Here is an 11,253-nt window from a genome sequence, read left to right as displayed (position 1 = left end):
CGGGGACATTCACGCGGCCACGACCCGCCCGCTCACGCCACGCGCGGTTCCAAGGCTCGATCAGCAACCTGAAGCTGCTCGAGGGCGTCGCGTGCACGCATCGAGAAACGAATCGACTATCGAGCGAGCCCAACCACTCCAGTATCGATAGCGGTAAGCGCGCCATCGGAGTCCCACGTCTCCGAAGCGCCACCGGCTACTGCAGGCGACCACCAACGGCTCGACAGCCGGCCATCTGGACGACCGTCAAAATCGACACTAAATCGCCCCTACTCATGGGCAGTAAAAAAGCCCAGGTCTCAGACCTGGGCTTTGAGCTCCCCCGCTTGGACTCGAACCAAGAACCCTCCGGTTAACAGCCGAATGCTCTGCCAGTTGAGCTACAGGGGATCGTGCTCCGCCGGTCCGGATCTCTCCGGGCTGACGGGAAGAACTTTAGCCCATGCCGTTCCCGCCTCGCACAGGGGGGTGGGTTTTCGGCGGCCCCGCACGGGAGCCGGTTGTGTTGGACAATGGACAGTCGGAAGTCCTGCTGAGGAAGAGGTGTGGCCGCTGATGAAGAAGTTCCTGCTGGGTGTGGGCCTGGGGTACGTGCTGGGCACCAAGGCCGGCCGGGGACGGTACGAGCAGATCGTGCGCACCTACCGCAAACTGGCCGACCATCCGATGGTCCAGGGGGCCGCCGGGGTGGCGCGGGCGAAGCTCGGCGAGAGGTTCGGGCGCGGGAACGGCTGAGCTAGCCCAGCTCAGGACGGTTTTTGCCAGGTGAGCGAGTACCGGCGCAGCACGTGTCGGCGGTAGCGCACGCCTGGCAGCAACCGCTGCGCTGTCGTGCGCACCTCGCGGTAGCTCATCCGCGGCTGCATCGCTGGCATGCCCTCCGGGCCGTGGGCGCGGCGGACTGTCTTCGCGATTCGCACGATCGGTGCTGCCGCGATCGTCGCTGCCCGGTCCGTCGCGCTCGCGTCTCGGGCCAGGCCGACGACTACCAGTGCGCCGCCTGGGTGCAGCAGGTCCCGCATCCGGGTGAGGGCGGGTTCGAAATCCAGGTGGTGGATGGTGGCCACTGAGCAGATGAAGTCGTAGGTGCCGAGGTCGGCGGAGAGAAAATCTCCCTCGACGAAGGTGTCGTCGGACAGCGAACGGGCCTGAGCCACCATCTCCGGCGACTTGTCGATGCCGGTGACCTTCGGCACCGCGTCAGCCAGTTTCCGCACCAGCAGGCCGTCTCCGCAGCCGACGTCCAGCGCGGTCGCGCATCCAGCGGGCACGGCACGAAGGATGCCCGGATGACGGGCGACGTTCGTGTTCCAGTACGACATCAGCCGGGGATCTTGGCCACGAAGAAGATCCGCCGGAACTCGAACCACGTGGTCCCGTCCGCGCGTGGCGGGTAGGCCTCGTCCAGCAGCGGGGCCAGGTCGTCCTGGAAAGCTGCCCAGTCCTCGTCGCCCAGGGCGGCGCGGATGGGGCGGAGTGCGGTTCCGGTGATCCACTCCAGGACGGCGCGCGGGCCGGAAAGTTGTTGCACGTACGTGGTTTCCCACGCGTCCACCAGGCATCCGGCGTCGGCGAGGAGGTTCGCGTAGTCGCGGGGTTCGCCGACGGCGTCTTCGGCGCGCAGAGTGACCGAGGACAGCCGTGAAGCCCACGCCGGAGAGGCCGCCAGCTGACGGCTGAGGGCGTGCGAGGGGGCCGAGAAGTTGCCGGGGACCTGCACTGCCAGCACCGCGCCGGCGGGGAGTTCCGCGGCCCACCGGCGCAGCAGGTCTTCGTGTCCGGGCACCCACTGCAGGACGGCGTTCGAGACGACCACGTCGGTGTCCGGTTTCGGGGTCCACGTCCGGACGTCGCCGACCTCGGCGGCCACCCCGCGTTCGCGGGCCGCGGCGACCATCTCCGGCGAGCTGTCCATCGCTTCCAGGACCGCGTCTGGCCAGCGGATCGCCAGGTCGAGGGTCAGCGTGCCGGGGCCGCACCCCAGGTCGACGACCCGGCGGGGCTCGGTCGCCGAGATTCGCCCGATCAGGTCATAGAACGGCCGGCCGCGCAGGTCGGAGTAGTCGAGGTACTTCGCCGGATCCCACATGAGCAGCCTCCCGCCAGTAAACAGTACAGACGTACTGAGTACGAGCGTACTGCTACTCGCCCCGGTTGGCCAGCTTCTCCGCGACCTCCGCCGCGACCGCCTCGACCAGCGCCGGGTCGGTGCCCGGATCGGGGCGGACCTGCAGTTCCACGCCGTCGCGGCCGGGGACCTTGCGCTGGACGAACCACGCGCCGCCCTCGGGGAACTCGTGCCGGTGCCGTCCCCGCACCGAGCCGTCGACGCGCACGCGCACCTGCTGCGGCACCTTCCCCGGCTGCGGCAGCCGGAAGCGCACCGGCTCGCGGTCGGCCAGCACCGCGACCGCGCCCGCGCGCCCGGTCTCCTCCGATTCGGTCAGCGTGAACACGCCGTCGCCCCAGGTCGCCTTGCCCACCAGGTGCCAGCCGACCCGCCGCGTCGTGCCGTCGCCGGACGGGATCCACAGGCCCAGCGACGTCACCACGAGGTGCCCGCCGCCCTCGACCGCGGCCGCGGCGACCGGATCCTCGCCCTTGTCCAGCGTGCCGGGGAATCCCGGGGGCACGCCGCCGCCGAAGAACCGGTTCAGCAGTCCCACGTCACTCCCACCCGCTCGCCGCCTGCTCGCGCAGCGACTTCCGGTACTGCTCCAGCGCGACCAGGTCGCCGAACAGGGCCCGGTAGTCGTCCGGGGCCTCGACCGGCGACAGCCGCTGCAGCTTCGACTTGATCTCGCCGATCTGCCTGCCGACGAGGTTCTCCTGCACGCCCGCGAGCACGCCGGAGATGTAGCGCGAGTCCACTTCTCCCAAGGCGCGCAACGGTTCCACCGCCAGTTCGCTGAGCACGCGGCGGACCGTCCCTTCCGGACAGTGCGCCGACGCGGCGTCCAGCAGCGCGGGTCCGGTGAGCCCGGACGCCGCCCCGCCCGCCTTCAGCACGGCCAGGTGCACCGCCACGTACACCGGGTGCGTGAACGCTTCTTCGGGCAGCGAGTCGTACTCCGGACCGGCGATCGCGGGCTGCTGCAGCGCGGCCTTGAGCGCCTCGCGCTGCCCGACGAACCGGGGGTCGTTCGGCGCGGGACGCGGCAGGTCCTGCTTGTCCGGCTCGGGCGCCGGGGCCTCCTGCCGGGCCGCGGACCGCCGCTGCTGCGGTTCGGCCGGACCGCGCCGCGCCGCTGCCCCGGCCGCGCCGCGCACCCGGTTGACCACCTGCGCGACGTCCTGCCAGCCGACCCACCAGGCGAGCTTCGACGCGTACCCGTCCCGGCTCGCCCGGTCCTTGATCGCGGCGACCATCGGCACGGTCTTCTGCAGCGCGGCGACCTGGCCGTCGACCGAATCCAGGTCGAACTGCTTCAGCATGCTCTTGATCACGAATTCGAACAGCGGCGTGCGCCGCGCCACCAGGTCGCGCACCGCGGCGTCGCCCTTCGCGATGCGCAGCTCGCACGGGTCCATCCCGTCCGGCGCGACCGCGATGTAGGTCTGCCCGGCGAACGTCTGGTCGCCCTCGAACGCCTTGAGCGCCGCTTTCTGGCCCGCCTCGTCGCCGTCGAAGGTGAAGATCACTTCGCCGCGGAAGGCGTCGTCGTCCATCATCAGCCGCCGCAGGACCTTCATGTGGTCCTCGCCGAACGCGGTGCCCGAGGACGCGACCGCGGTCGGCACGCCCGCCGCGTGCATCGCCATCACGTCGGTGTAGCCCTCGACCACGACGACCTGGTGCCGTTTCGCGATCTCCCGCTTGGCCTGGTCGAGGCCGAACATGACCTGCGACTTCTTGTAGATCTGCGTTTCGGAGGTGTTGAGGTACTTCGCCGAGATCCGGTCGTCGTCGAAGAGGCGCCGCGCGCCGAAGCCGACCACGTCGTTGCCGACGTCGCGGATCGGCCACACCAGCCGCCGGTGGAACCGGTCCATCGGGCCGCGCTGGCCCTCCTTCGACAGGCCGGACGCGATCAGCTCCTTCACCTCGAACCCGCGGTTGAGCAGGTGCTTGGTGAGCTTGTCCCAGCCGCCGGGCGCGAACCCGCAGCCGAACTGCTTGGCCGCGGCGGCGTCGAAACCGCGCTCGGACAGGAAGTCCCGCGCCGCCCGCGCCTCGTCGGTCACGAGCTGCTCGACGTAGAACTCGGCCGCCGCGCGGTGCGCCTCGATCAGCCGGGACCGGGTGCCGCGGTCGCGCTGCACCGACGCGCCGCCGCCCTCGTAGGTCAGCCGGATCCCGACGCGGTCGGCGAGCCGCTCGACCGCCTCCACGAACGACACGAGGTCGATCTTCTGAATGAACTTGATGACGTCGCCGCCCTCGCCACAGCCGAAGCAGTGGAAGGTCCCGTGAGTGGGGCGCACGTTGAACGACGGGGTCTTCTCGTTGTGGAACGGGCACAGGCCCTTCAGGCTGCCCCCGCCGGCACGGCGCAGCGCGACGTACTCCCCCACGACCTCGTCGATCCGGTTGCGCTCACGCACCTCCGCGATATCGCTCTCCCGAATCAGTCCTGCCACGGCACCACAATAGTTCTCCCCGCCGCCGCGCCGTGCGGCACACTCGGGACATGGGCACCACGACCGCGCTGGAGGACTTCGCCGCCGAGTTCGACGTCCACCGGCCGCACCTGATCAGAGCGGCCTACCGGCTCACCGGCACCCGCGCGGACGCCGAGGACGCGGCGCAGGAGGCCTGGCTGCGGCTGTCCGGGCTCGACGACGCCGGCCGCGCCGGGATCCGCGACCTGCGCGGCTGGCTGACCGCCGTGGTCGGCCGGATCTGCCTCGACCGGCTTCGGTCGGCGGCCGTGCAGCGCGAGAAGTACGTGGGCGAATGGCTGCCCGAGCCGATCGTCACGCCGTTCTGCGCGCCGGCGAGCGAGGATCCGCTCGAGGCCGCGGTGCGCGACGACGGCCTGCGGATGGCCGCGATGGTGGTGCTCGACCGGCTCACGCCCGAGCAGCGCGTGGCGTTCGTGCTGCACGACGCGTTCGCGGTGCCGTTCGCCGAGATCGCCGACGTCCTGGGCTGCAGCCCGGCGGCCGCGCGCCAGCACGCCTCGCGCGGCCGCCGCGCGGTCGAGGACTCCGACCCGCCCGCCCGGCTCGAACTGGCGCAGCAGCAGGCGGTGCTGGAGAAGTTCGTCGTCGCGCTGCTGGCGGGCGACATCCGCGCGGTCACCGAACTGCTGCACCCGGACGTGGTCATGATCGGCGATTCCGACGGCCGCTCGCGCACCAGCCGCCGGATGATCGTCGGACCGGACAAGGTCGCCCGCTTCGTGCTCGGGGTGCTGGCGAAGTACGCGCCGGGCACGATGGCGAACGGGCGGCCGGTGCTCGTCAACGGCGACCTCGGCCTGTGGCTGCCGCAGCTGCCCGCGGTCGACGGCTACCTGGCCCTCGACGAGCGCGTCCAGACGTTCAGCCTGCGCGACGGCCGCATCGTCGGCGTCTACGACCAGGTCAACCCGGACAAGCTCACCCGCATCACCCGGCCGGAGCAGTGACGCTCCGGCCGGGCCGCGCGGTCAGGGCATCGGCACCCGGCAGGCGTCGCCCGAGGTGAAGCCCTGGTCGACGATGCCGAGCGCGCTGTTCATCCGCGCCCGCGAGTTCTCCAGGCCGATCTGGTAGGTCAGCTCGACCACGCCCTTCTCGCCGAATTCGGCCACCAGCTCGGCGATCTGCTCGTCGGTGACCGTGACGGCCGGGCCGGACATCGCGTCGGCGAGCGCGAGCGCCAGCCGCTCCTGACGGGTGAACAGCGGCGACGTCGCGTACTCGTCGATGTGCTTGAGCCGGTCGATGTCCAGGCCCTCGTGCCGCTGCAGCATGGTGCCGAAGTCGACGCACCACGAGCAGCCGATCTGCGTGGCGACGCGGTAGACCGCGAGCTCCCGCACGTTGGCGGGCAGGTGCTTGGACGCCTTCTCCGCCATCAGCTCGTGCGCGATGCTGGTCCGCAGCAGCCCGCGGTGGTGCGCCACGACGGCCATCGGCTCCGGAACCGCGCCGTACCGCTTGCCGGCGATCCGGTAGAAGAGCTTGAGCACCGGGCCGCCGTCGGTGGCTCGTTTGACCGGGATACGAGGCATGTCGGGTCCTCCTTCTGAGTGGTTCGAAGGAGGAACGGGACAGCCGCGCGAGATGTGACAGCGTCAGCGGCGCCCGGTGATCGGGCGCACATCCCAGATCCACACGCCGTCCACGAACTGCGCGGGTTTGCGCAGCAGGAGGTCGACGGTGGCGCGGTAGGCGTCGCTGTGCTCGCGCGGGATCAGCACGAGCACGCTGGCGTTCCAGTAACGCAGGTCCTCGATCGCCTGGTCCCGGTCGGCGTCGGTGATCTCCTGCGCTTGCTTGGAGTCGCGGACCCGGTCGAACAGCGTCGAGGTCGGCCGCTGGTAGGAGCCGTAGCGGCCGCGTTTGTCGTCCGGTCCCTGCGGTCCGACGAAGTAGCCCTCGGGCATCGCGTACCGCAGGCCGGCGTCCATCTGCCAGTGCAGCGGCTCGGACTCCCCCGAACTCGGCAGCGGCACCGGCACGACCGTGCCGCCGGGCGCGACGTAGGTCTGCCAGGTGCCGTCGGCGAAGAACGCGGGCGTCGGCGGGCGTTTCTGCACCAGCAATTGGGTCGGCGCGATCGGCAGCAGCACGGCCGCGACCGCTCCCAGCCAGATCAGCCGTACCGGCAGCTTCAGGTCGCCCTTCGCGGCGGCGGAGAACACCCGGTCGGTCGCGATCGCCAGCAGTGCGCCGATGGCGGGCACGCACGCCATCGCCAGCCGCGATTCCAGCAGCGATTCGAACAACGGCAGGTCCGCGAGCAGTTTCCACGGGCCGGGCACGCCGGTGTTCTCGTGCAGCACGGTGATCTCGGAGCCGAGCGAAAGCCACGCCATCAGGAACATCGAGATCGCCAGAGAACGGGCCACGACCTCGCGCCACAGCCACACCGTGACCACGACCATCAGCACGATCAGCGGCCAGCCGAAGAACGCGTTCTCCTCGGTGCGGTTCAGCGACACCGCGGCCGCCGCCTCCGGCTGCCCGGACACCGACTGGGTCGCGAACCGGGTCATCGCGGCGGTGTCGTTGCCGACCTGGCCGTGCTCCAGGCCGGTGTAGCTGTCCGGGCCGAAGAACTGCCACCACAACGGGAACGCGACGACCACCAGCGTCAGCACCACCGCGATGCCGCCGCCGAGCAGCACCGGCCGCACCATCGCCTTGACCTCGCGACGCCGCGAAACGCAGTAGGAGACCGCGAAGATCAGGAAGCCGAGCGCGAAGATCAGCAGCGGCTCTTCGCCGAGGAAGATCTGGTACGCGGTGAGCACGCCGAGCCAGATCCCGTTGCGCACCGGGCGCTTGCCCTGCGCCAGCTGGATCACCTTGAGCGCGATGAACGGCAGCAGGAACCACGCGACGAAGTTCGGATGCGCGTTGGCGTGCGAGATCATCGGCGGCGCGAAACCGGCGAACGCGCCGCCGATCGCCGCGGACACCCGGTGCCGCACGAGGTGCCGCGAGAACACCCAGTACCAGGCCGCCGCGCTGCCGGCGAGGCTGCCGGTGAGCACGATCGCCCAGGTGACGGTCGGGCCGAAGGCGAGCGTGATCGGGGTCAGCGGGATGCCGACGCCCAGCATGGCCGTGTTGGCCATCATGTTCACGCCGAGCGGGTAGTTCTGCAGGCCGCTGGTGAGCGGGTTTTCCAGGTGCTGCACCGATTTCGCGGTGACGTCGAAGAACCATTCCCACAGGTTCTGGTCCGACGCGCTGTTCCACAGGTAGCCCTGGCCGAGGTCGGCCCACAGGCCGCCGAACAGGAGCACGGAGAACGCCAGGTACGCGCCGATGATCCCCGCGTCGGCCCAGGAACGGCGCATCCGCGGTTCGGCGGCGGCGACCGCGGTCGCGCCGGGTTCGCGAGGCGGTGCTTCGGGTTTCGCGTCGGGGGTTGCTTCGGGCCGGAACACGCTCACGCGGGGCGCACCACCCGGGCGAAGAAGTACACCGCGCCGGTTTCGGCGTGGCGCACCAGCAGCAGGAACGGCCGGTCGACCCGGACCTCGAGCGGTTCGCCGGAGATGAGCGACATCGTGCGCATCTGGACCGCGGTGGCGGCCGCGCCTTCGAGGCCCTGTTCGTCCAGCCGGAGCACGGCCTGGTGCAGGATGCTGTCCACCCACAGCGGCCGGTCCGGCGTGAGACCGGTGAGATCCGCGGCGTCGGTGAACAGCTCGCGCACGCCGAGGCCCTGCAGCGCCCGTTCGAGGTCGGCGCGCACGTCGAGGGAGATCTTGGGCAGCGCCAGCTGGATCTTGCGCTGCTTCGGGCTTTCCACGAGCGCGCGCAACGACTGCCCGTCGAGCGTGGCTTCAGCGCTCTCGAGGTCGCCGTCCGGCAGCAGGACCACCGTCTCGACGCCGCCCTCGGCCGTCAGCCGGACGACCTGCCAGCCGTTTTCGTGCGCGTAGCCGACCGATTCGTCCAGGTGCATCGTCGGCACCGAGCGCACGCCGTCGGGCGTGTGGAAGTCCGCGTCCGCGGTGGCCCCGTCGGGGAACGGGTGCCGCCAGGCGGTCTTCAGGTAGAGCGCGTTGACCAGGCTGGCGCGCGTGTGCGGGTGGATCGCGCCCTCGGGCAGCAGCTCCGGGATCAGGCCGCGAGTGGTCTGGTCCACGTCGGCGTTGATCCGCTCGCGCGCGCCCTCGGGGTCGGTCTCGAACGGCGCGGTCTCGGCTTTGCCGCCGGGCCAGCGCACGAGCTCGGCCCGGAAGCTGTCCTCGACGGTGATCCGGTCCGCCGCCCAGAGCGTGTTCGCGACCGCCAGCTGGACGTCGTCGCCCAGCTCGGCCGCGGCGCGCAGCAGCTCGCCCTGGTCGTCGCCCAGCACCGCGCGGAGTTCGTCCGCGGTGCGGCCGCGCGCGGCCAGATGGGCGAGGCCGAGCGCACTCGCCGCCGAGTACGGCGAGAGACACGCGTCGCTTCCCGGGGGCGCGGTCGCACCGTGCAACGCCAGGGTGAAAGTGAGGTGGCTGTCCAGGGCCATGCGGCGACCGTACCGGAACGGGTGGTCCCACGGCTCACGGTTCGGCAGGCGGTGCCGTTCCACTGCTCACGGCTCGGCAGACAGCACCGCCCCGCGACTCACTCACGGCCCGGCAGGCGAACCGCTCCGCAGCTCACAGTTCGGCAGGCGGCGCCGTTCCGTGCCGTCCGGTGTGCCATCGATGCCATTCGTACGCCTGCGCGTCGGTGAGCGACGCCACCTGGTCCACCACCACCCGCAACCGCGCCGCGTCGTCCGTCGCCGCGTTCCAGGCGGGCACCAGCAGCGGGTCCAGTGCCTCGGGCGCGCGCCGGCAGAGCGCCGCCACCAGCTCGGTGATCACCTCCCGTTGCCCGTCCTGCATCGCCAGCCTGCGGCGATCGCTCATCACGTACCGCAGCGCCAGCGCTTTGAGCAGCGCCACCTCCGCCCCGACCTGCTCCGGCACTGCCAGCCGCGCCGCGTACCGGGTGAGCGGGCCCTCGCCGTAGCCCGCGCGAGTGCCGGTGACCGCGGCCGAGGCGAACCGGCCGACCAGTTCGCTGGTGAGCCGCTTCAGCGCGACCTGGGCGCGCAGCGAACCGTCCGGCTCCGCTCGCACCAGTTCGGCCACCACCGGCAGGTCGAGCAGCTCTTTCGCCGCACCCTCCAAAGTGGACACCGACAGGGTGGAGAAATGCCGTGCTGCGGCCTCAGCGACCGCCGCGCGTTCCTCCGGATCGGCCAGCAGCCGCAACCGGATCCGCCCGGCCAGCACCCCGTCCTCGACGTCGTGCACCGAGTACGCCACGTCGTCCGACCAGTCCATGATCTGCGCTTCCAGGCACCGCCGCAGGCCCGGCGCGCCCTCGCGGATCCAGCCGAACACGGGGGTGTCGTCCGGGTACACGCCGTATTTCGGCTCCCCGGACTGGCGCGGCCAGGGATATTTCGTGGTGGCGTCGAGACACGCCCGGGTGAGGTTGAGCCCCGCCGTGCCGCCGTCCGGCCCGACCGCCTTGGGTTCGAGCCTCGTGAGGATGCGCAGCGTCTGCGCGTTGCCCTCGAAGCCGCCGCACGCCTGGGCCGCCTGGTCGAGCGCGCGTTCGCCGTTGTGGCCGAACGGCGGGTGCCCGATGTCGTGCGCCAGCCCCGCGGTGTCGACCAGGTCCGGGTCCGCGCCCAGCTCCTCGGCGATGCCGCGGCCGATCTGCGCGACCTCCAGCGAATGCGTGAGCCGGGTCCGCGGCGCGCCGCTGACCTCCGCGCCCTCGCCCGGCCCGACCACCTGCGTTTTGCCCGCCAGCCTGCGCAGCGCGGCGGAATGCAGCACCCGCGCGCGGTCGCGGGCGAACGCGCTGCGCCCGTCCGGCCGCGCACCGGCCAGCGCCGCGCCCTTGGGTTCCTCGGCCAGCACGCGGGCGCGGTCGTGCTCGCGGTAGCCGTCACTCACCCCGTCAGCTTAGGCGCGGGGACCGACAATTCAGCCCATCGTCGTGCCGAACAGGTCGTCGGCGGGCGACTTGGTCAGCTCGTAGAACAGCAGCGCGCCGGTTTCCCGGAAGATGTAGCGGACCTGCGTCGAGCGCTCCTGCACGATCGGCCCGCTGTGCGTCGGCGCGGTCCACGCCTCCAGCCCGAGGTCCTCGGACATCGTCCGCGACCGGTAGGAATGCCACGGATCGCTCACCAGCACCACCGAACGCCAGCCGCGCGCTTTCACCTGATCGGCGACCGCGCGGAGGCTGCGCAGGGTGTCGTTGCCTTCGCCGACCGGCAACGTCGCGGCTTCCGGCACGCCGTGTTTGGTGAGCCAGCGCGCTCCCGCGGTCGCCTCGGTGTAGTTGTCGCGGGTCTTCTTGCCCCCGGCAGTGATGACAGTCTTCGAGACGCCGTCGGCGTAAAGCTGCCGCGCCTTCTCCAGCCGCGCGGTGAAGATCTCCGAGGGCTTGCCGTTGTACTGAGCCGCACCCAGCACGACGATCGCGTCGGCCGGCGTCCGGTCGTTCTCGCGCGCGACCTGCCACACGCGGAACGCGGTGCCCCCGATGACCGCGACGAGGGCCAGCACCGCACCGAAAACGATGCGGCGCACCCAGTTTCCCGCAGTAGGACCTGTCCACGCCTCCATGGCGGCCATCCTCGCAGAG

At 71.2% G+C, this 11,253-nt stretch carries 11 protein-coding genes and 1 tRNA gene; 2 read left to right on the top strand and 10 right to left on the bottom strand.

The genetic code is table 11. The features are described 5' to 3' along the window. Nucleotides 1-317 precede the first annotated feature (317 nt). Nucleotides 318-390: transfer RNA gene (locus FKO37_RS18535), tRNA-Asn, on the bottom strand. 165 nt (nt 391-555) lie between these two features. Here FKO37_RS18535 and FKO37_RS18530 point away from each other — a divergent pair. Continuing rightward, entirely contained in the window at nt 556-735 is a 180-nt protein-coding gene (locus FKO37_RS18530; RefSeq protein WP_037362580.1) for a hypothetical protein, read from the top strand. 11 nt (nt 736-746) lie between these two features. Here the strand turns inward: FKO37_RS18530 and FKO37_RS18525 are convergent, their stop codons facing one another. From FKO37_RS18525 to dnaG, 4 genes are read right to left on the bottom strand one after another with little or no spacing between them, the layout of a single operon-like run. Continuing rightward, nucleotides 747-1,322 (bottom strand): trans-aconitate 2-methyltransferase, encoded by a 576-nt coding sequence (locus FKO37_RS18525; protein ID WP_238605223.1) that lies wholly within the window; start codon nt 1,320-1,322, stop codon nt 747-749. Then, nucleotides 1,322-2,089, bottom strand: coding sequence for a trans-aconitate 2-methyltransferase (locus FKO37_RS18520; protein ID WP_238605222.1), 768 nt, complete (start codon nt 2,087-2,089; stop codon nt 1,322-1,324). Before FKO37_RS18520 ends, FKO37_RS18525 begins: the two co-directional genes overlap by 1 nt. Before the next feature lie 52 nt (nt 2,090-2,141). Continuing rightward, the gene (locus tag FKO37_RS18515; RefSeq protein ID WP_051728993.1) at nt 2,142-2,666 is read right to left on the bottom strand and encodes a hypothetical protein; all 525 of its coding nucleotides are present in this window, start codon (nt 2,664-2,666) and stop codon (nt 2,142-2,144) included. Between the two features lies 1 nt (nt 2,667). After that, on the bottom strand, nt 2,668-4,581 hold the full coding sequence (dnaG, locus tag FKO37_RS18510; RefSeq protein WP_037813536.1) for a DNA primase: 1,914 nt from the start codon (nt 4,579-4,581) through the stop codon (nt 2,668-2,670). 50 nt (nt 4,582-4,631) lie between these two features. Here dnaG and sigJ point away from each other — a divergent pair, with 50 nt between their 5' ends. Continuing rightward, a complete protein-coding gene (sigJ, locus tag FKO37_RS18505; protein WP_238605221.1) occupies nt 4,632-5,573 on the top strand; it encodes an RNA polymerase sigma factor SigJ in 942 nt (313 codons plus the stop codon). 21 nt (nt 5,574-5,594) lie between these two features. Here sigJ and FKO37_RS18500 read toward each other — a convergent pair whose 3' ends face one another. The 5 genes from FKO37_RS18500 to FKO37_RS18480 form a co-directional block, all read right to left on the bottom strand. Beyond that, a complete protein-coding gene (locus FKO37_RS18500; RefSeq protein ID WP_037813540.1) occupies nt 5,595-6,161 on the bottom strand; it encodes a carboxymuconolactone decarboxylase family protein in 567 nt (188 codons plus the stop codon). Nucleotides 6,162-6,224: 63 nt separating this feature from the next. Further along, a complete protein-coding gene (locus FKO37_RS18495; protein ID WP_238608289.1) occupies nt 6,225-7,958 on the bottom strand; it encodes a YfhO family protein in 1,734 nt (577 codons plus the stop codon). 92 nt (nt 7,959-8,050) lie between these two features. Then, nucleotides 8,051-9,124 (bottom strand): serpin family protein, encoded by a 1,074-nt coding sequence (locus FKO37_RS18490; protein WP_238605220.1) that lies wholly within the window; start codon nt 9,122-9,124, stop codon nt 8,051-8,053. Nucleotides 9,125-9,257: 133 nt separating this feature from the next. Beyond that, a complete protein-coding gene (locus tag FKO37_RS18485; protein ID WP_238605219.1) occupies nt 9,258-10,556 on the bottom strand; it encodes a deoxyguanosinetriphosphate triphosphohydrolase in 1,299 nt (432 codons plus the stop codon). Between the two features lie 30 nt (nt 10,557-10,586). Beyond that, nucleotides 10,587-11,234 carry a YdcF family protein gene (locus tag FKO37_RS18480; protein WP_106961477.1) on the bottom strand — a complete coding sequence of 216 codons (648 nt, stop codon included), beginning with the start codon at nt 11,232-11,234 and terminating at the stop codon, nt 10,587-10,589. Nucleotides 11,235-11,253: the final 19 nt, after the last annotated feature.

Source organism: Amycolatopsis sp. Poz14 (genome assembly GCF_006704225.1).
Classification (GTDB): Bacteria; Actinomycetota; Actinomycetes; order Mycobacteriales; family Pseudonocardiaceae; genus Amycolatopsis; species Amycolatopsis nivea.
Note: the sequence above shows the minus strand (reverse complement) of the source record. Positions and strands in the feature narration are given on the sequence as shown.